Genomic DNA, 21,139 nt, shown 5'->3' on the forward strand with positions numbered 1-21,139 from the left:
CATGGCGGGGCGCCAGCCCGCGCATAAAGCAGTGCTTTACAAGCGCGCGGGCTGGCCCATCACTATGCCGCGCCCATCGGTGGCCACATAGACGCGGCCGAAGTGACGCGGGTCGCCGGCGACGGCGCGGAAGCGTCGGCCGTATTCGTGCCGTTCGTCGTTGATCCGCAGCCAGTGGCGGCCGCCGTCATCGGAGCGCCAGATAGCGCGAAGGTCGTCGCGGCTGCCGATGGCGAAGAGTGCCGGCCCCTGCTTCCCCGGTGCGGCTTTGCCGAAATCCATCTGTTCCACGGCGATATCGCTTTTTACTGCGTTGAAGCTGAGTCCGCTGTCGGTGGAGTGGTAGAGGCCCTTCCCCGATACCAGCCACAATTCGCCCTCACGCCCCGGCGCGGCCAACAGCGGCCATGCCTGTTCGCGGTTGGTGGGTGCGTCTGCACGTAGATCCCCGGGCAGGCCGCGGGTGTTCTGTGGGGAGAAAGTGGCTCCGCCATCCCGGCTGACAAAGATTTTGCCGCTGGCGAAATCCAGCGCGTAGAAGACTTTTCCGTTGACCCGGTCGGCCACCGGACGCAGCTGCAGTGGCAGGCCTTTTACCGCCGTCCAGTGGCGGCCGCGGTCGCGGCTGATTTGCGGTACCGGGGCCATAAATACAAAAATGTCGCCGTCGGCGGAGACGGTGATGGCGTTGTCGCCGCTCAGGTCGTAGCGCCTGGAGCCGTCGCCGAAGTCCAGCGGCGGTACCGTCAGCGGCTGCCAACTTTTTCCGTGGTCTTCAGACCAGGCCAGGGTGGGTGCCGGCCCCTTTGCCCGATGTGGCGGGGTGCCGCTGCGCACCACGATATTGGGGGACTGGGCGGCATAGCGGATGCTGTTGGTGTTGGCGAACAGCGGGCCGGTGAGCATCCGCCGCGGCGAGCGATCGAAGTCCTCGTGTACGAAGCCGCTGATATCGCCGAAACCGGACAGCAGTTCGGGGCCTTCGGGCAGACTGGCCAGTGTGATCACCGCGGTCTGTTCAATGCCCTTTACCCAGGGGCGCCACAGCAACCTGTCTGCATTGGCATTTTGCGTGCGGTAAACGGTGGCGCCGGTGGTGTAGACAATTTCCTTTTCGTCGAAGGGATTGATCGCCAGGCCGGCGATCCACCAGCCGAAATCCGAATCCTCATTGCCCCAGTACAGATAGGGGGTGGCGCTCACGTCTCGTGTGCTGCGGGATTCCAGTTCCCGCCAGCTTTTGCCGCCGTCGCGGGAGAGGTAGATGGTATCCCGCGGGCGCCAGCGGTTGATGGTGGATACGGCGACGATGTCCGGATTCTGATGGCTGGCACTGAGGCCCATAAAGCCGCCCTCCGCCGCCTGTGGCGGTGGAGTAATATCGGTCCAATGGCTGTTGCGGATATCCAGTTTGTAAACGGCGCCGGCCTCGATGCCGTTGGGGCCGATATTGTCGCTGTGGGCGATATACAAATGGTTTCCGCCCCCTGCCGCCTTCACCGGTAGCAGGGCGGGACCGCCCTCCACCCTGCGCCAGTTTTCGCCGTCGTCGTCCGAGCGATAGAGGCCGGCGTTTCGTTTATCGGCCACACCGACAAAAATCGCCCTCTGCGCAAAGATTACAAAGCTGATCCCGGCATTGGTGGCCCAGCGCTTCTCGGGTATGCCCAGTCCGGCGCGGGGGAAGCTCTCCACCTTGTGCCAACTGGCGCCGCGGTCCCGCGAGCGCCACAGGCCATCGTGGCGCGAACCGAAATACAGGCTATCGGTATTTTCAGGGTCTATCGCCAGCCGCTCCCCCAGGCCGCGGCCGTCCTCGTTACCGCCCATACGGAAAGGCACGGGAAGGACTTCCCAGTTTTCACCGCGGTCGAAAGAGCGCAGCATGGCCGCCGGGTTTCTCTTGTACATGCCCGCGGCCATATGCACCACTTCAGGGTTTTTCGGGTCCGCGGCGATGCTCTCGATACCGAAATAGCTGGATTCCGCCATCTGGTCCTGCAGCGGTATCCAGCGTCGGGCTTCTTTATCCCAGCGATAGGCTCCGCCCATATCGGTGCGCAGGTAGGCGAGGCCCTCCTCGGCTTCGCTGAAAATAATATTCGGCGCGAAGCCGCCGGCACCGACGGTGATATTGCGCCATTGATAGCCACCTCCGGCGATGGCGCCGTTAGCGGTGATGATCAGAAGAATTGAAGCTAATAATCTCTTAAACATTTCTTGTTCATATTTTCCTGGGCAGACTGCTCCTGGGAGCGCCGAGCGCCGAGCGCCGAGCGCCGAGCGCCGAGCTCCAGCTCGGCATACGGGCCGCAGGCCCGTTCAATGTATAGGCGCCGGCTGCGCCGGCGTTGCCGAGCTGGAGCTCGGCGTTCCCAGGGGAGCTCTTACCGGTCGATTTATTTTGCACCCAGTTGTGCCAGAAACTCCTCGTGGCGCGGTGCATGCTCGCTGCCCAAGGCTACGGCGCGGCGCATTTTCTCCAACAGTTGTGCCAGCTGCTCCGTATCCAGTTGGTCCACATCCGGCAGGTATCTCCGGGGACGGAAGTGCAAACCGTTGTAGATGGCGAGCCAGCTCGCTTCGCTGAACGACTCCTGTTCGTAGACGAGTAGTCGACCGTCTTCGCTGAATGCCTCCAACTTGGCCTGCAGACTGTCGGGCACCGGCATTGCGCGCAGCTGCCGCCAGAATTCGGTATCGTCGCGTCCGCTGAGTTTGTAATGCAGGATAATGAAGTCGCGGATGCGCTCGTATTCCAGCCGGTTCAGCCGGTTGGCTTCGGCAATTTTCTCGGTATTCGGAACCAGGTCGGGCATGAATTGCAGCAGCTTTTCCACTCCGGTCTGGATCAGGGAGATGCTGGTACTCTCCAATGGTTCGATAAAACCCGAGGCCAGGCCAAGGGCGACACAGTTTTTATGCCAGAAGCGTTTGCGCATACCGGCGGTAAAGCGGAGCACCCGGGGCTCACCCAGGGGCTCGCCGTCGAGGTCTGCAAGCAGTGTGTTGCGCGCCTCCTCGTCGCCGGCATGGGCGCTGCAGTAGACGTAGCCGTTGCCGGTGCGGTGTTGCAGCGGAATCCGCCAGCGCCAGCCGGCGGCCAGTGCGGTGGCGCGGGTGTAGGGCGGAGGTTCGCCGCGGCGCTCGCTCTGTACCGCCACGGCACTGTCTACCGGCAGCCAGTGGCTCCAGTCCTCGTAGCCGGTGCCCAGCGCCTGTTCGATCAGCAGGGCGCGAAAACCGGAGCAGTCGATAAACAGGTCGCCCCCCAGTTGTCGATCTCCTTCCAGCTGCAATTTATCGATATCGCCGTTGTCGGGATTCAGTCGCACCTCTACGACTTTGCCCTCTATTCGCTCCACGCCGCGCTCTTCGGCGTAATTCCGTAAAAAGCGCGCGTAGCGCGTGGCATCGAAGTGGTAGGCGTAGCTGTACAGGGCCAGTGGATTGGTGGCCTCGTCGTCGGTCTGGGCGAAGCGTCCGGCTTTGGCCATGGCGGCGGAAAGGCAGTAGTCTTCCAGTGGTGCCGCACGGCCCAACTTGTGCAGTTTCAGCCAACAGGGGAAGAAGGGCAGCTTGCCAACGGGCGCGCCGAAATCGGCAAAGGGGTGGAAGAAGCTCTCCCCTGGTTTGTACCAGTCGGCAAACTCAATACCCAGTTTGAAAGTGGCACCGGTAGCGGCGATGAATTCGCTCTCCTTGATGCCCAGATATTGGTTCAAGCGGATTATGCCTGGCACCGTCGCTTCGCCCACACCCACGGTGCCGATCTGCTCGGATTCCACCAGCTGTATGCGCAACTGGTGTTCGCGGTAGTGGTGTACGAGTACGGCGGCAGCCATCCAACCGGCGGTGCCGCCGCCGACGATGGTGATTTGTCTGATAGGTGTCGCTGCCATTATTTTGCTCGCATTTCGCAGCCGGTACTTTTCTGTAGAAGCGGCCATGGCCGTGGTCCTGGGAGCGCCGAGCTCCAGCTCGGCAACGCCGGCGCAGCCGGCGACTTCACAGTTTCAGCAGGCCATTTGCCCGCAATGCCGAGCTGGAGCTCGGCGCTCCCAGGGGGTTACGCCGATTTTTTCAGGACCAGCTTTTCTCCGCTGTACTCCACTGCCTCCGCCGGCTCGGCGTCGAAGTCCGCCGCGCTCTGGCCTTCGGTGATCCAGCGGACTTTGATCTGCCGCTTTTCCGCCATGCCCTTGAAGCTGCCGATGCGCTCGCCGATGGTCAGGGTGCCAGTGGCGTCGTCGTAGCTGAGAGGGATGCGGGACCACTGGCCGTTTTCATAGCCGTAGCTCTTGCCGTCGTCCTCGTAGATCTCGAAGCTGCCGTCCGCACCGGTGTACACGTTGAGGGTGAGCGGTGCATTCAGGCTTTCGCCGGTGTGCTGGATCGCGGGGCCGGTGGGGATGATGGAGCCGGCTTTCACGAACAGCGGCATACGCGCATAGGGGGCCTCGGCGTCGATGCTCTGGCCACCGCGGTATTTTTTGCCGCTGTAGAAGTCATACCAGTCGCTGCTCGCGGGCAGGTAGACATCGCGGCTGCGCGCGCCGAATTCATATACCGGGTTCACCAGCAGTGCCGGGCCGAACAGGTACTGGGTGTTGATATCGCGCACCTTGGGATCGTCGAAGTCCATCGGCAGGCCGCGCATCATGGTGCCGTCCTTGTGGTGGGCATCGCCGGCCAGGGTGTAGATGTAGGGCATCAGGCGATAGCGCAGCTGGGTGTACCAGACCATGCTCTCGTAGGTCTCGCTGCCCTCATCGGCGACATTGTAGATTTCCCGGTAGGGATTCTGGCCGTGGGCACGGAACAGCGGGGTGAAGGCGCCGAACTGGAACCAGCGCAGGTTGAGTTCCTGCCACTCCTGCTGTTCGCTCTCCGCCATTTCGCTGTAGTGGCCGACGGTGACGCTGCCGTTTTGGCGGAAGCGGTCTTCGGGGGTGAAGCCGCCGATATCGAAGGTCCAGTAGGGCATGCCCGCCATGCCGACACCCACGCCCGCGGCGATCTGTTCCTTCAGGTTGGACCAGCGGGAGACCACGTCGCCGCTCCAGATCGCCGAGCCGGTGCGCTGGATGCCGCCGAAGCCGGAACGGGTGAGAATAAAGCTGCGCTTGTGGCCGTCGGTTTCGCGTTCGCCCTGGTACACGCTCTCCGCGTGGGGCAGCGCGTAGGCGTTGAAGACCTCGGCACCGGTGCCCCGGGCGTTGGGGGTGATCAGGTCCTTGCGGTGTTCGAAGTTGAGGTTGGAGTGGATATCCGGCTCCACCGCATCCAGCCACCAGGCGTCGAAACCGAGAGTGTTGAGTTTGTCCCGGATCTGGCCCCAGTAGATTTCCCGGCACTCGGGGTTGTAGGCATCGTAGAAGCTGTTCAGGTAACCGGAACCGATCCAGTCGAGGTTTTCTTCCTCGATGTTCTTGTTGAACATGCAGCCCTTGGCATTGAGCGCCTTGTAGTGCTCGGTGGTGGGGTAGAACTTGGGCCATACGGAAATCATGATATTGGCGTTCAGCTCGTGGACACGGTCGACCATGCCTTTCGGATCGGGGAAGTGCGCCTTGTCGAAATCGTGGCTGCCCCAGGCGTCCTCCGGCCAGTAGGACCAGTCGAGTACGATATTGTCGATGGGGATTTTGCGCTCGCGGTATTCCTCCAGCGCTCCCAGCAGTTCATCCTGGGACTTGTAGCGCTCGCGGCTCTGCCAGAAACCGAAGGCCCATTTGGGCAGCATGGTGGCCTTGCCGGTCAGTTCGCGATAGCCGGAGATCACGTCGTCCTTGCTGTCGCCGGCGACAAAGTAGTAATCCACCGCCTTGCCGGTATCGGAGGCGAATGACAGCCGCTGCTTTTCCGCCGCCGGCAGGGGGGCGTGCTGCAGCAGGCGGAAGTAGCCGCCCCCGGGGGTCCAGTCCAGGCTCAATGGATATTTTGTGTTTGCCTGCAGGTCCACTTCGGCATTGTGGTACCAGGGATTCCAGTTCATCCGCCAGCGGTCCAGCAGCAGCTCGCCGTTCAGGGACAGCTTGGCGTAGCCGCTGGAGTACATTTTGAATTCGTGCTCGCCGCTGGTTTTCGGCGAGATGCTGCCCTCCCACTCTATGCGCAAGTTTTTCGCCTCTGCCACTTCTTCCGGCAGCGGTACTTCACGCACGCTGGCGTGAGACAGGAACTGGTAATCGAGGTCCGCTACCACCTGTTCCATTTTCAGCTCGTCGCCGTCGTAGTAGCGCGCGGTGAGGCCGCCCTTGTTGCCCTTGGCATCGTAGAGTTCGAAGGCGGCGGACAGCGGCTGCGGCGGCTTCGGATCGCCCAGGCGGGAGATACCGTTGTTGTTCCACAGCAGGCCGTAGTTGCGACTGGAAACCAGGTAGGGAATGGTGATTTCCAGGTTGTAAGTGGTCAGCTCGATATTTTTGCCGGCGTAGTTCACGTGGCCGTCCTGCTGCTGGCCCAGGCCGTAGAAGGCTTCATCGGGCAGCGGTTGGAACTGCTGGCGGAACGAATAGGAATCCGCATCCACCGCACCGGGATCACCCTGCACCGGGGCCAGGCTGCGCTCCGCCTCGGCGAGCAGCACTTCGCCCTGTGCGTCTTTGAACTGTACCGCGCCATTCGCCAGGGAGACCTCCGCGGAAATTTCTTCCGTCTTGATCACCAGGCGGTCGTCGCGCTGCGCTACGGAGAATGCCGTTTTCTGCGGCTCGGCGATCACCATCAGGTTATCGGGCAGATTGGCAAAACTCGTCTGCGGTGTAGCGGTTACGCGGATGATGTCGTCGTCGATCACCTGCAGGCGCACCCGCTTGAATTCGCCATCCGCCAGCTCGACTACCGCGCCATCGGCGGTCTGTTGCCAATTCTTTGCCGTCGTACTTTCTGTTTCCTTTGGCGTGCCGTCGCAGGCGTAGAGCCAGGGGAACAGAGCGAGGGCCAAGAGCGGCCGTGTGCTCATTTTGGGTTTTTGCATGGTTCTCTCCGTATCTAATTTTAAGTTGTTATCGAATCTGTTCTATCACGTAATTTTTGTATGGGGTATCTCTTGTAGGATGGGCAAAGGAGCGGAGCGACCTGCCCATCAACTGCACTTGACGGGCACGCTGCGCTTGGACTCGCGCCGTCCATGGCGCTCGCCCTTCGGGCGCCTTCGGCGTCCAAATCGGCAATCCTGCCGATTTGTGCTCATCCTACGGTGTATCCCCTGTAGGAGCCTCACATCAATTTGTTTTATAAGTCGCCAGCTTGACCTTTAATACATGCGGCTTGCTGGTGAAATTCAGTCCCCAGTCGGTCTGGTCGCCGTTCCAGACTCGCTCGAAAACCCATTTGCCATTTTCGAAATGGCCTTCCTCCACCCGCGCCATCGTAAACTGCTCGCCGTCCAGTTCCCGAGAGGGGGAAAAGGTCACCCGTGCGCGGAAGGCGGTTACCAGGTATTCGTTTTCGTTCAGTTCCGCGATTACGGCACCGCCGGAGGAGGGGGTGTTGCCCTTGGGCGGATCTATCCAGAACATGGGGCGGCCGTAGGTGACCTCGGCTGTCCAGTCCCCCAGATCCAGGCGCTGGGTGTAGGCTTCGCCGTTATTGTCCCCGTCTTCGCCCTCGGTGACCTCGGCATTCCACAGCTTTTTGTCCTTGTGGGTATCCACCGGCTCAGATACGCCCCAGGTGGGCTGCCGGAAGCTGATCTCTGCCCACTCCCGCGCCATGGGCGCGAAGAGCCCGTACAGCTCGGAGAAATGGGCGATGGTCTCGTCGTCCATCTTCGCCGCGCCCAGCGGGTGGTTGAAATAATCGGTGTAGTCCATGCCGAAGGGCGCGAATCCGAGCGCGCCGTGCCCCAGGGCGGTGAAGAAGTAGCGGGCGTAGGGCTGGTCGTTGCCGATCTCGGCGATATACAGCGGATTGTCCGCGCGGCTGTACAGGTCCATCACCCGGGCCACGGTCTTGTGGTCGCGGAAATAGATATCGGGGGAGATCATGTCGATATTGGGCGCCGCGGACTTCCAGATATGCAGCACATTGTCGGTGGCGCCGCCACTGGAGTAGTTCCCCGGCTTGCCCGGACTGAACGGATTGCGCAGGGCCACGTTCACGTACATGGGCAGGGGATAGACCGCCTTGCCCGCCTCGGCAATTTCGTCCACGTAACGGGCGATATGCCAGGCGTGGAAGAATTCGTCCGCATCCCGGCCGAAAACGGATTTCCAGTCGCCGGGCTTCTTGTTCACGTCGGCGAGGAGTTTTTCCGGTACCTGCTTTTGGAACTCCGCCTCTGCGGTGGGGGAGAAATCCCGCGCGGAGCCGTAGGTGCCCACCTCGTTCTCCACCTGCACCATGATCACCGTGCGCTGCCGGTCGATCTCCTTCAGGTGCTGCATCAGGGCAACGAAGGCTTTCTTGTCCGCCTCCAGGGTTTCCCGGAAATGCGGCGACAGGGAATTCAGGACTTTGCCGTCTTCGGTAATCACCCGGGGGAAGCGCTCGTTGTTCAGCTTGACCCATTCGGGGGCATAGTGCGGGGCATTGTTCTTCCAGGTGGCGAACCAGAGCAGCACCAGCCGCACATCCCTTTCCCGGGCCTGGTTTACCAGCGTGTCCACGAAGGAGAAGTCGAATTCGCCCTCTTCGGGCTCCACTTGTTCCCAGGCCACGGGGATGACCAGGGTATTGGCCTTCATTTTTTCCACCACCGGCCAGACGTCGGGCAGTGCCGCGGCGTAGTTGGCGGAGTTGTTGGTCTGGGCGCCGAGGATCAGGTAGGGGGCGTCATCGACCATCAGGGCGTAGCGGCCGTTGTTATCCACCAGTTGGGGAATAGGTTTTTCAACCTCTGGTGAAGGGGTACAGGCACTAAGGAAAATTGTCAGAAGTGCCAAGTATTTATTCATTATTGATTAGCCTCGGTTCCAATAACACATTTGGCATTTAATGAAGTGGTTATATCTTGCAGATCATCATTACCGGCTCTTGAATAATCGTCTGCGAGTAGGTTTCTATGGCTGCATCAGTTAGCTAAGTGTTCAGTCATTGAGTATTAAAAAGGGGGCTCAAGTGAGCCCCACAAGCGCAATTACACTTTTAGAAAGTTACGCGAACACTGGCTGCATAACGTACATCCTGGGAGTAGGTGTAGGCGTGGCGCATGCCGATATCCCCCTGGTCCATCAGACCGACAGTGTCTTCCTTGGTGATGTTGGCCGCCTCGAAGTTGACCGAGACGTTGTCGGTGATGTCGTAGCCCAAGGAGAGGTCCAACTGGCCGTAGTCATCGTTGTAGATAGGCAGGCGCCAGTTCTCATTTCCGTGGTTCCAGCCATTGGGACCGACCGCCACTAGGTACTCGCTGCGCCAGTTCCAGGCCAAGCGGGCGTAGAGGCCGTTTTTCTCGTACATGCCCACCAGGTTGTAAGCATGCTTGGAGAGCCCCTCGAAGGGCAGGTCACCGTAAGTGGAACCGTCGGTATTGAGAGGCTCCACTTCGTCCGGTACATCGGTGCTGCTGTCGATGTAGGTGTAGTTGGCCTGCACCCCGAAGCCGTTCCAAGGTTCCGGCAGGAAGTCAAAGAACTTGGTGAAGCCCACTTCCGCACCTTGGATATCGGCGGTGCCGACGTTACCTTTCCAGCTGCTGACGACGTCGAAGCCCTCGATGCTGGTATTTTCGGTTACCGTACGGAAGAAGTCGGATACATCCTTGTAGAACAGGTTCAGGTGCGCCATACCGCCGTTGTCGTCGAAGTACCACTCGGCGGACAGGTCGTACTGGTTGGCCTTCATCGGCTCTAGGAAGGGGTTTCCATCGGAGCTGAGCGAGAAGAAGATCATACTTGGATCAAACCCGGACGCATCTGTGGGTGGTGTTATCCCTTCCTTCCAGTCTGCCGACAAGCTCATCAGTGCTCTCATATCGCTAAATGCGGGGCGCCAGATGGCCTTTGACGCGGCGAAGCGAAGTAGCAGGTCGTCGGTGGCGTGTAGACGCAAGTTCAGGCTGGGTAGTACGTGGCTGTATTTGTTCTCTGCGTCGTAGGCAAGCTCGTCCTGATAATAGGGGCGCTCACTGCTACCCGGTACCTCAAAGGTCGGAAAGCTCAGCTGGCCATGGGCGACGTTTTCCGTGCGTACATAGCGTACTCCCAGGTTGCCGTCCACGGGCATGGCAAGGTCGTCGAAGGCAAAATTCACCTTCGCGTAAATGGCCTGGGTGGTCTCATCCTGGGTATTGATATTGCCCGCCGAGTTTAAATCCAGCGCGTCCCAGTTGACTGCAGCGGCGCCGCCGGGTGTGTTGGCGACGATGCTGTCGGTGGTTGCGCGGAAGTCGCGCAGCAGGCTGGGGTTTATCATGTAGGCGGAGCCTGGAACATTCACGTCGCCGCGCTGGAAGTCGCCGTAGGAGAAGGCCACGAGATTCGATGGATCGCTGATTGTTGGGAGGTCAGCGGTAGTCGCTACCAGCCCCTCCGGGGTATCGTAATCTCCATCCAGGTGATACCAACCCGCCATCCACGGCTGGTAGCGCGCAGCCCAGCTGAAACCCTCGCGATTGTCGCTGGACTTTTCGCTGAAGCGGGCACCGGCCTGCACCGAGCGCACTATGCTGTTTTCGAAATCGTATTCCAGATCCAGACGTACGGCCTTGGATTCGGCTTCATTGTCGAACGGCTGCGACTGCATTTGACCGTAGCTGTAGTTGGTAAAATCACTCAGGAAGTCGTCATCCACGTAAATGGATGGGGCGCCGCCCAGGTTGTCCACGCGGAGGGTATCCGGATAGGTCACCAGCCCAATAAGATAGTTCTCAGTTTCCGTAGTGGACTTGACGTATTGCAGGTCAGTATTCACGGAGAGACGCTCTGTCGCCTGCCATTTGACGCCGAGGGCGAAATCGCTAGTGTCCGAAGTGTTGTCGGAAGAGTAGGTGCTGGTACCGAAGGGCACGCCGTTGCCCTGAGCGGTAGTCAGAGTACCGGATTTCATCACGCCACTGCTGTCGTAGGTCCAGTCGTCCGCGCCCTTGCTGGGCAGGAAGGAACCAAGGCCGCCACCAACGTCGGTGAAGAAGCCTGCTTCGTCCCAGCGCCGTTTATGCTTGGAATGAAAGGCTGTGAAGTAGGCCTCGGTATCATCGTTTGGAGCCCACTGCAGGGCCAGGTACTGGCCGTCGCGCTCACTCTGGTAGTCGTTCCGGCGCCAGTCCACACCGCGCGGCACCCAAACGGTTTTACCTTCCTCAATGTCATCTCGAGGTTGATAGGCGCGAGTGTAGATATTATCGGCGCGGCTGGAAAGGTCTGAGGAGGATACATCCACTAGCAAGCCGAATTCGCCAAGATTGGTTTCCCAGCGGTTGCTATAGAGAGCCGAATATTCGCCGTTAGTCTCTTCGATCTGATCGCCGTAGTTACCCTTAATAGTGGCGCTCATCAATTGGCCGTCACTGTCAAAAGGCATGCGGGTGCGCAGGTTGACCACGCCGCCCAGGCCGCCTTCGATCATATCCGCGGTGGGGCTCTTGTAGGTGTCCACCCCAGACATGAGTTCCGCCGGCACGTCATCGAAGCTGAGGGTGCGGCCGCCATTGGCGGAGAAGACTTCACGGCCATTCAGTTCCGCGCGTACCTGGCTGAGGCCGCGAATGGCCACACCTGAACCCTCGCCGGCGAAGTGTTCCGGGTCACCCATATTGTCGTAACGGGTCACCGTGATGCCAGGTACCCGCTGCAGGGCCTCAGAGATACTGCGGTCCGGCAGCTTGCCGATATCGGTGGCGACGATCGAATCCACGATCTGGCTTGCGTCGCGCTTGAGGTCCTGGGCGGACCTGATGCTCGCCCGCTGCCCGGTAACCACCACCTCTTCCAGGGTCGCATCGTATTCTGCTTCGTCCGCTTCGCTGTCCTGCGCGAAGGCTGGCATGGCCGCACCCATCGCCAGCAGGGAGGCCCCTGATGCGAGACGGATGTAGTGCGGCAGTTTCTTTCTGGTAAATGTGCTGGTGCGTTTATTGTTATCGGTCATTTTATTCTCTCCTGTCAATCGGTCAATTTATAACCTAAGACACTTTCCATTGCTTCTACTAAATCTATCTCCCCGCGGCTTTGGAGCCCGCCGGTTGTTGCGGGACCTCGCCGTTTTCCAGGAGATAGGTTTCCCCTGCCTGCGCGGTAAAGGTATTAACTTCCCCTTCGCCTTGCGGGCTGAGAACTTTGTTGTCCGCCTCGCGGCGCACAATAAATTTGCCACCTGCCGGCAGGCGCAGGCGGATTTCGCCGGAGCGGCCGCTGTGGATGCGCGCGCGCAGTAATTTTCCGTCGCGCCACTGCATATTCACGGTAGCGTCGCCGCGGGCGCGCAGGCCGGTCACCGAGCCGTTGCGCCAGGCCTGGGGCAGCGCCGGCAGCAGGTGGATTTCCCCCGCGTGGGATTGCAGCAGCATCTCCGCGACACCGGCGGTCGCGCCGAAGTTGCCGTCGATCTGGAACGGGGGGTGGGTGCTCCACAGGTTGGGCAGGGTGCTTTCGCTGAGTTGCGCGGCGAGAATCCTGTGCGCGCGATCGCCGTCGGCGAGCCGCGCCCAAAGGGCGACTTTCCACGCGCGGCTCCAGCCGGTGCCGGCGTCGCCGCGGGCCTCCAGAGAGGTGCGGGCGGCTTTGACCAGTTCCGGGGTCGGGGCTATCTGGTCGCCGGGATAGAGGGCGAAGAGGTGTGAGACGTGGCGATGGTGGTTTTCCGGATCGTCCAGGTCCGCTTTCCATTCCTGCAACTGGCCCCAGGAGCCGATGCGCAGGCCCGGGTCGAGTTTTTCCAGGGTGTCGTCCAGTTGCCGGGCGAATGCGGCGTCGCCGAGCAGTTCCGCGGCGTCGCGGGTATTGCTCAGCAGATCAAAGACAATCTGCTGGGACATGGCGGCGCCGACGGTGAAGTCGCCGTGTTCCGGCGAGTAGCTGGGGCTGACCATCAGCAGGCCGTCCCGCGGGTCCGGTATCAGTGTGTCCAGCCACACCTGCGCGGCGCCCTTCATGGCCGGGTAGGCGCGCTCGCGCAGGAAGTCGAGATCGCCGGAGAACAGGTAGTGTTCGTAATAGTGTTGTGCCAGCCAGGCGCCGGCCTCCGGCTGCCAGAAGGCGGTGGGCCAGGCGATGACTCCCGAAAAACCCCAGATATTGGTGTTGAGGAACAGGGTCCAGCCGCGCGCGTCGAGCAGTTTTTCCGCGGCCAGTTCGCCCGGCTCCCGGAGGCTGTCGATAAAGTCGAACAGGGGGCCGGTGGTTTCCGCCAGGTTGGTGACCTCGGCGGGCCAGTAGTTCATCTGCAGGTTGATATTGACGTGGTAATCGGCGTTCCACGGTGGTGTGGCGGAATTGTTCCATACCCCTTGCAGGTTGGCCGGCAGTGAGCCGTCCCGGGAGGAACTGATCAGCAAGTAGCGGCCGTATTGGAAATACAGTGCTTCCAGGGCGCGGTCGGCGGCTTCGTCGCCGCTGCCGTAGTTTTCCAGCCACTGGTCGATGGGCTCCTGTGTAGGAGCGGCCGTTGGCCGCGATGGGCGGGCCTGCGGCCCGCTTGCCGAGCTGGAGCTCGGCGTTCCCAGGGGGGCCGCTCCTGCAGAAGACAGGTTCAGCTGGACGCGGTCGAACAGGGCGCGGTGGTCGGCGATATGGTCGGCCAGCAGGGCCGGGTAGCCTTTGCGGCTCGCCCGGCCGATGCCGGCCTCCACCATCCTGTGAGGATTGGGGCCCCGGTAGTGGGGGTAATCTGATGCGTAGTCGGTGCCCGCGGCCAGCAGCAGGGTGGCGCTGTCGGCGCCGGTCACACTGATGCCATTGCCGTTGCGGGAGACTTTGCCGCCCTCTGCGATCACCCGCAATTGGGTTTCGTAGTGCAGGCCGTTGTCGTGCAGTTGGCCGCTGGCGGTGATTCGTCCATCCGCGGTGGTCAGCTCGGCGCTGCGGTTGTCGGGCAGGCGCAGGCTGGCCTTGAAGCTGATTTTGCCCTTGCGGTCGGCGCGCAGGTGGACGGCGATTACCCGGTCCGGGTAGCTGGCAAAATACTCCCGGGTATAGTTGGTGTCGCCCGAGCGGTAGCTGACCCGGGCAACCGCGTTGGCGATATCCAGTTCGCGGCGGTAGTCGGAGGCTTCTTCTTCCTTCTGCGGAAATTGCAGCAGTAGCTCGCCGAAGCTCTGGTAGTTGCCGTAGGCGGTCACTTCGCGGCCGAGTTCCGCGGCCACCGCCTTCGGGGAGAGGGCGCCCTCGCGGGCGAGGGTTTCGCGCACCTGTTCCAGGGCTTTGGTTTGCGGCTCCCGGGGCAGGCCGAAGTCATAGCCTTCGCTTCCCGGGCCGCCGGTCCACAGGGTCTTTTCGTTGAACTGCAGGTGGTCGACGGCGATGCCACCCTGGACCGCTGCGCCCATGGCGCCATTGCCGATGGGGAGGCTCTCGCGCTCCCAGTCCTGGGCGGGCCTGTCGAACCAGAGGGTGGGGAGAGAGCTGCTGCCCTCCAGCGCCTGTTGCGACGCTTGCGCCGGTACGATGCCTCCCAGAAAAATACAGACCGCGACAGCGGCGCAGAGGTGCTGTCGCTGGGCGGTGTGCCGGTCGGGCCTTTCACCCGAGGGCATATGTTTGGGTCTGGTTGTGGGCATCATCGCTGTAAGTACGCAAGCGTTTATTATTTTGAAACGGCTTTCTACGCTCGCCCGGGTTCTCGGGCGCTTTTCGGCTTGTTGCCTTAACTTATTGATTTCTAAGTTATTTTTTTCCTTTTCGTACGACTCTCGGAGGCCCTTCCGATCCCGTATGTGAAAACGTTAACATCCAATGTAAACGTTTACAATATTTATAGCAATAATATGCTAAATAGGTTCTTGTCTTTTGCTGGGCTTGGGTGTTGGAACGAAAGAGACTCTTTTTTGGCTATTTTTTACACAAATCTGAAGGGGATGACCAGCTATTTAGCGAAAAATTGTATAAAAAGTGGTCGGCTCCGGTTTTTCGCAGTGGAGCTGCCTCCTCTTGCCCTAAGTCTGGCTGGGGGTTGATCCCACCGGAGCAAGGTCTTGTACCCGGTCCCGCTTGTCCGGAGAATGTCAATTTCGACCCCTTTTTCCTGTGTGATCACTAATTTGATGCCTTTACTCGCCACCATTGACTCCGCCCTCGCCGATTTCGCTTCCTTTGTTTGGGGAACCCCACTGCTGGTACTCCTGGTGGGCGGGGGCGTGACCCTGCTTATTGTTTCCCGCGGCAGGCCCTACCGCCATCTCGGCCACAGCGTAGCGCTGCTGCGGGGCCACTATGACAATAGCGACGACCCCGGCCAGGTACCCCACTCCCAGGCGCTGTCCACGGCGCTCTCCGGCACCCTGGGCCTGGGCAATATCGCCGGGGTGGCGCTGGCCATCAGCACCGGGGGGCCGGGGGCCATCTTCTGGATGTGGGTGACCGCGGTGGTGGGGGTGGCCACCAAGTTCTACACTGCCTCCCTGGCGGTGATGTACCGCGGCCGCGATGCCGCCGGCGAACTGCAGGGCGGGCCCATGTATGTGATCCGCGAGGGGCTGGGCAGGCGCTGGATGCCGTTGGCGCTGCTGTTCGCCCTGGCGGGACTCTGCGGCGCGCTGCCGGTGTTCCAGGCCAACCAGGCGGTGCAATTGCTGCGCGAGTCCTTTGCCCTGCCTCTGGGGTGGATCGGCGCGGAAGACGCGCTGGCTTTCAACTTTTCCATCGGCGTGGTGCTGGCGGCACTGACCGCGGTGGTGATCGTCGGGCGCATCCAGCGTATCGGCGCACTGGCGGTGCGCCTGGTGCCGGCCATGGTGCTGTTCTACCTGGCGATGACGTTTGTGGTGATCGGGGCCTTCTGGCAGCAGGTGCCCGCCGCTTTTGCACTGATCTTTTCCGATGCATTCAGCGGCCAGGCGGTAGCCGGGGGCGCGTTGGGCACGGTGATAAAAATCGGTATCAGCCGCGGGGCTTTTTCCAACGAGGCGGGTATCGGCACCGAGTCCATGGCCCACGGCGCGGCCAAGACCAACGAGCCGATCCGCGAGGGGGTGGTGGCCATGGTGGGGCCGATTGTGGATACCCTGGTGATCTGCACCTGCACCGCACTGGTGATTCTGCTCAGCGGCGCCTGGGAGCTGAGCGAGGGTATCGAAGGGGTCACCCTCACCGCCGGCGCCTTCTCCCAGGTGTTCGGGCACTGGGGGCCGCTGTTGCTGTTGATGATGGTGGTGCCGCTGGCGTTCACCACCATCGTGGCCAACTGGTATTACGGGGTGAAGTGCCTGAACTTCCTGTTCAGCGGGGTTTACCAACGCTACTACACGCCGGTCTATCTGCTGCTGGTGGTGATCGGTGCGGTGGCGTCGCTCAGCGCGGTGAACAATATCATTATCGGTATGTACGCGATCATGGCAGTGCCCACCATGACTTCCACGTTGCTGCTCGCGGGCCGTGTGAACCGCGCGGCGAAAAAGTATTTTGAGGAATTGGGGCAAACCGGGAAAACGCAGGAGAAAGCCAGGACGGCATTGTAAGTATCAGTTCAGGCTCCATTGGCCCGTATCAGGCTTGAGCCGAATGGCGAAAAGTTTTGCGGGGGCGAACGCAAGGCCCGCCCCCGCAACAATCCTGTGAGTTCCCCCTCCCCGCTAATGTACAACGCTGACCCGGGTGCCCACACTCGCGTTGCGGAAGAAGATTTGCGCCATATGCCAGGGCAGGCGGATGCAGCCGTGGGAGGCGGGATAACCGGGCACGTGCCCCGCGTGAATGGTGTAGGCGCCGTTAAAGCGCATCATGTAGTCCATGGAGGCACCGCGGAAAACCGCTCCCGGGGGCCGACGGTGACGGCGCACGTTCACATTGCTCCTCAGCACATAGCCGCGCGGGCTCACGTAGTGCCCGTACAAAGTGGAGCGGTGGTTCAATTTTTTCTCACTGATGCGGAAGTTTCCAGTGGGCGTGCGGTGGCCGGGCATGCCGGAAGAAACCGGAGATACCCCGGCGAGGCGGCCTCCCTTGTAGAAATAGGCCTTCTGCTCACTGAGCACTATTTTGATATGCGGCGTGCCGCCCAGTACGTCGGACCGCCAAAAGGCGGAGCCATTGCGTGTTGCCTGCTGGCGCGCGTAGGGGTTGTACGACTGCTGGCGTGAAGTATAGGGATTGGGGCCGTAGCCGTAGTCGACGGCCTGTGCTATGGAACTCAGCAGCAGTGAGCCGCCGAGCAGCAGGACACCCGCGAATGAACATTTCTTCAGAAGCGATGAGCGTTTTTGCATGGCGTACCTCTCTTACAACAGCCTTGCAAGCAAGCTTGCAGAAACAGCGATTTGCGAGTGCTGACCGCCGCGCGCACTTTTGCGGCGCGCTCGGCGACGTGACAACAGGCAGTGATTTTCCCCAAAGGCGGTTTGCCGGTGTGCCCCGGCCTGTACCGCGAAATGGGCCCGCCCCAGCCGCAGCGGGAGCAAGTGGGAACGATGGTAGGGTGGAGGGGGAGGCGCGATTACATCAAATGGGAATGAGAGCAGTTTCGGTTAGAGCGGATACCTGGTCAGCTCAGGCGGGTGCTATGATCCGCCCATGTCCAGCCCACTAATCGACCTGCGCAGCTACGACCGGGAAACCCGGCGGCATCACCACGACTACCACCAACTGGTACTGCCGCTGGCCGGCTCACTGCTGACCAGCATCGGCGGGTGCGAGGGCAGGGTCAGCGAGGCGCAGGGCGCACTCATTTCCGCCGGTGAGGATCACGCTTTTGCCGCGACCAGCGATGACAACTGCTTTATCGTTGCCGATATCCCTTTCGCGCTGGCACCGGAACTGGAGCGGCTGCCCGCCTTTATCCCGCTGGACAGGGCCCTTGGCCACTACACTGTCTTCCTGAGATCCGAACTGGAGCACTCCCGCTCCGGTTCCCGCGTCCAGCATCAGATGATGCTGTTGTTGGTACAGTTGCTGACCGAACGCTATGGGGGGGAGCTGCAAATAGACCGACGGGTCCAGGCCGCTCGGGCCTGGATAGACGAGCACCTGGACCAGCCGCTATTGCTTGCACAGTTGGCCGCGATCGCCCACCTGAGCCCGCGCCGGTTGTCTGAGCTGTTCAAGAATTGTTTCGGTATGACGCCCTTGCAGTACCAAACGGAGCGCCGCATGCGGCTGGCCTGGACTTTGCTGGAGAGCGGGAGTTTGAGTGTGCAGCGCATAGCCGAGCGGGTTGGATACAGCAATCTCGCCGCCTTCAGCGACCGCTTCCGCCGCCACTTCGGCAGGTCGCCGCGCTATTTCCGTTCGTCTTCTGCCTGCTGAGCAAAATCTTCTGCCATTTCGCCAAAGTGCTTTCCATTCGGTTGCCCTAATCTGACGCTCTTGGGAAATTTGTGGAGTCAGCGGAGTGTATCGAGGAAAGGCTACGGTTATCGGCGGTATTTCGATCCTGCTCTGGGGTACGCTCGCGCTGTTGACCCAGTTAACTGAAAACCGCATTCCGCCGTTTCAGCTACTGGCGATGACCTTCGGCATCGCCTGGCTGCTGATGCTGGTGAAGGGGTTGCTGCTCGGCCCCTCGCCAATGCAATTACTGCGTCAGCCGCCGCGCGCATGGCTGCTGGGGGTGGGCGGTCTCTTCGGCTACCACGCCTGCTATTTCGCCGCCATGGCGCTGGCCCCGGCGGTGGAAGTGAGCCTGCTGGCCTATTTGTGGCCGCTGTTAATTGTGATGTTCTCCGCCCTGCTGCCGGGCCAGAAATTACTCGCAATGCATATCGCCGGCGCACTGATGGCGCTGGCCGGTTGCTGGTTGTTGCTGGACCGTGGCGAGGGTGGTTTCGAATGGCGCTACTGGCCGGGCTACGCGCTGGCCATCGGCTGCGCGCTGATCTGGTCCACCTACTCGGTAGCCAGCCGACTGCTGGCCCGGGTGCCGACGGATGCGGTTGGTGGCTTCTGCGCCGCCACTGCCGCACTCGGCCTCGCCTGTCACCTGCTGTGGGAGACCTGGGTCTGGCCCCGGGGGAGCATGCAGTGGCTGGGGATTGTCGGCCTGGGGCTGGGCCCTGTGGGCATTGCATTTTTTACCTGGGATTACGGCATCAAGCGCGGCGACCTGCGCCTGCTCGGCGTGCTCGCCTACGGCGCGCCGTTGATATCGACGCTGCTGCTGGTACTGGCGGGTTACGCCGAATCCAGCTGGGTCCTGGCCATTTCCAGCGCGCTGATCGTCTGCGGCGCCCTGCTGGCCGCCGTCGGGCCGGGATTGCGGCGGCCAAGCCGGCTTGCGGACGCCACTTCCGGCCCTCGCCGCTCTGCGGTAGGGGATCAATAATCCTAAGTTTTTGCCAATTAACTGGATGCTCATTCAACTTTATCGTGCTTTTCAAACCTGCTGAAAAAAGGTTCCCGGCGCGGTAGAACTGAAGCAGGATGACACCAATAAATAAAAGAAGTCAGGCCCGTAGCGTCAATTAAATAAAAGAAGTCAGGCCCGTAGCGTCAATAGGGGAGAAGCTCGATGGCCATTTTGTCTAACCGGGATATGAGAGGTAATATCTCTGAAAGGCTGATGCATTGGGACCCTCTCCACAAAAAATACCGAAGAGTCGGAGCCCATCTCAATGATCTACTTAAGTGTAATTTAAATTAGTTCACTATGGCCGTCGAAAGCCTGGCGGTGGTTATTCGTTCTTCTCAATAGATCCCGCCCGGACGCAAAAGGTGCAGTCGGGCGGTTTATGTCGGAACATATGCAAAAACAAGGAGGCCATGAAATGCAGGATACGATACGATCAATCTTCGACAATTTTGTTGTAATCTCTCCGGAGAAGCAGGCAGCGGTGGAGAACAATGATTCATCCCTGTATGAGCGGCTGGGAAGGGAGTACGACGGGTTCAAAGGGCATGAGCTGATCTCAGCTTATGAATTTGGTGAAGACTGGGCGACATGGGAAATGCACCCGAAAGGAGATGAGGTGGTCATTTTGTTGTCCGGAAAGGTGCACTTCCTGTTGCAGCTGGAGTCCGGAGAGGAATCACGTACGCTGGAAAATTCCGGGGATTACATCATTGTTCCGAAGGGTGTCTGGCATACCGCAAAAATTGCTGCGAAGGCCAGGGTGATCTTCATTACCCCGGGAGAGGATACCCAGCATAAGCCTGTGTAATAACTGGCCGAAGTGTAACAGGTTTGAGGCACCGGCCCTGAGCAAGCACTACCTGAGAACGGAGCAAGTGCTTCAGGGACTGCTGGTGGGATTTACCAAGCGCGGGGATTACAGGGATTTTGCGGAGAATCTTCTGGAGGTCATGGAGTGTACGGTAAGTTAATAGCGCAGGGAGAGCGTACATGATGACAGGCGCCCAGGGGCTGACTTTTGTACTCGTTCACGGCGCCTGGCACGGGGGCTGGTGTTGGTCCCGGGTGGTGGATATTCTCCGCGGCCGGGGCCACAGGGTTACCACGCCCACCCTGACCGGCCTGGGCGAGCGGTCGCACCTGTTGTCGACATCAGTGAATCTGGCGCTGCATATCGACGATGTGATCAACCATCTGGTGTGGGAGGATCTCCGGCAGGTGATCCTTGTCGGCCATAGCTATGGTGGCGTCCCTGTTATCGGCGCTGCGGACGCTGTACGTGAAAGGATCTCAAAGCTGGTTTTCCTGGATGCAGCCATCCTGCAACAGGGTGAGGCCGCGTTCGATCTATTGCCAAAGGCGGTGGTGGAAGTGCGTGTTGCTGCGGCTGTCGAGATCAACGGTTGTCTCGCACTGCCCGCCGGCGATGTGGCGAATCTTGGAATTGCCAGGCCAGAGGACGTGGCGTTTGTAAACGGGCGCCTCACGCCACACCCACTCGCCACCTACCGCGATGCCCTCGCTCTGAAAGGCCCGGTAGGAAGCGGCTTGCCAATCGCTTATGTGGCCTGCACCGCCCCCGCTTATAAATCCGTCGACATGTGTCATCGGCGGGCCCGGGATGCGGGGTGGCCGGTATACGAACTGGCGACGGGGCACGATGCAATGGTTACCGATCCCCTGGGTACGGCCAACTTGTTGGAAACCATCTCAAAAATTTAGCGGGAAGATCGGCGCGACCTATGTCGACTTCATG

The 21,139-nt window shown here is 60.7% G+C and carries 12 protein-coding genes; 5 read left to right on the forward strand and 7 right to left on the reverse strand.

Translation table 11 applies throughout. From position 1 onward, the window contains the following. Positions 1-36: 36 nt before the first annotated feature. From PP263_RS19905 to PP263_RS19930, 6 genes are all read right to left on the reverse strand, one after another. Positions 37-2,217, reverse strand: coding sequence for a hypothetical protein (locus PP263_RS19905; RefSeq protein ID WP_308365761.1), 2,181 nt, complete (start codon positions 2,215-2,217; stop codon positions 37-39). Between the two features lie 182 nt (positions 2,218-2,399). Next, positions 2,400-3,902, reverse strand: coding sequence for a tryptophan 7-halogenase (locus PP263_RS19910; RefSeq protein ID WP_308365762.1), 1,503 nt, complete (start codon positions 3,900-3,902; stop codon positions 2,400-2,402). Positions 3,903-4,069: 167 nt separating this feature from the next. After that, the gene (locus PP263_RS19915) at positions 4,070-6,982 is read right to left on the reverse strand and encodes a TIM-barrel domain-containing protein (RefSeq protein WP_308365764.1); all 2,913 of its coding nucleotides are present in this window, start codon (positions 6,980-6,982) and stop codon (positions 4,070-4,072) included. Positions 6,983-7,229: 247 nt separating this feature from the next. Further along, positions 7,230-8,891 carry a DUF5597 domain-containing protein gene (locus PP263_RS19920; RefSeq protein WP_308365765.1) on the reverse strand — a complete coding sequence of 554 codons (1,662 nt, stop codon included), beginning with the start codon at positions 8,889-8,891 and terminating at the stop codon, positions 7,230-7,232. Between the two features lie 202 nt (positions 8,892-9,093). Next, positions 9,094-12,036 (reverse strand): TonB-dependent receptor, encoded by a 2,943-nt coding sequence (locus PP263_RS19925; protein WP_308365766.1) that lies wholly within the window; start codon positions 12,034-12,036, stop codon positions 9,094-9,096. 64 nt (positions 12,037-12,100) lie between these two features. Continuing rightward, positions 12,101-14,638 (reverse strand): glycoside hydrolase family 95 protein, encoded by a 2,538-nt coding sequence (locus tag PP263_RS19930; RefSeq protein ID WP_308365768.1) that lies wholly within the window; start codon positions 14,636-14,638, stop codon positions 12,101-12,103. Positions 14,639-15,145: 507 nt separating this feature from the next. On the opposite strand from PP263_RS19930, the gene PP263_RS19935 reads away from it, so the two are divergent. Further along, positions 15,146-16,558: an alanine/glycine:cation symporter family protein gene (locus tag PP263_RS19935; RefSeq protein WP_308365770.1), complete on the forward strand. Its 1,413-nt coding sequence runs from the start codon at positions 15,146-15,148 to the stop codon at positions 16,556-16,558. A 114-nt stretch (positions 16,559-16,672) separates the two neighbouring features. Here the strand turns inward: PP263_RS19935 and PP263_RS19940 are convergent, their stop codons facing one another. Beyond that, entirely contained in the window at positions 16,673-17,305 is a 633-nt protein-coding gene (locus PP263_RS19940; protein WP_308365771.1) for a L,D-transpeptidase family protein, read from the reverse strand. A 304-nt stretch (positions 17,306-17,609) separates the two neighbouring features. Between PP263_RS19940 and PP263_RS19945 the strand changes: the two genes are divergently transcribed. The 4 genes from PP263_RS19945 (at position 17,610) to PP263_RS19960 (ending at position 21,105) form a co-directional block, all read left to right on the forward strand. Continuing rightward, complete coding sequence (locus PP263_RS19945) at positions 17,610-18,341, forward strand: AraC family transcriptional regulator (protein ID WP_308365772.1); 732 nt, start codon at positions 17,610-17,612, stop codon at positions 18,339-18,341. An 85-nt stretch (positions 18,342-18,426) separates the two neighbouring features. Beyond that, positions 18,427-19,356 (forward strand): EamA family transporter, encoded by a 930-nt coding sequence (locus PP263_RS19950; RefSeq protein WP_308365774.1) that lies wholly within the window; start codon positions 18,427-18,429, stop codon positions 19,354-19,356. Positions 19,357-19,798: 442 nt separating this feature from the next. Beyond that, positions 19,799-20,191 carry a cupin domain-containing protein gene (locus PP263_RS19955; protein ID WP_308365775.1) on the forward strand — a complete coding sequence of 131 codons (393 nt, stop codon included), beginning with the start codon at positions 19,799-19,801 and terminating at the stop codon, positions 20,189-20,191. 182 nt (positions 20,192-20,373) lie between these two features. After that, the gene (locus tag PP263_RS19960) at positions 20,374-21,105 is read left to right on the forward strand and encodes an alpha/beta fold hydrolase (protein WP_308365776.1); all 732 of its coding nucleotides are present in this window, start codon (positions 20,374-20,376) and stop codon (positions 21,103-21,105) included. The last annotated feature ends 34 nt before the right edge of the window (positions 21,106-21,139 follow it).

Source organism: Microbulbifer sp. TB1203, assembly GCF_030997045.1.
In the GTDB taxonomy this organism is placed as follows: domain Bacteria; phylum Pseudomonadota; class Gammaproteobacteria; order Pseudomonadales; family Cellvibrionaceae; genus Microbulbifer.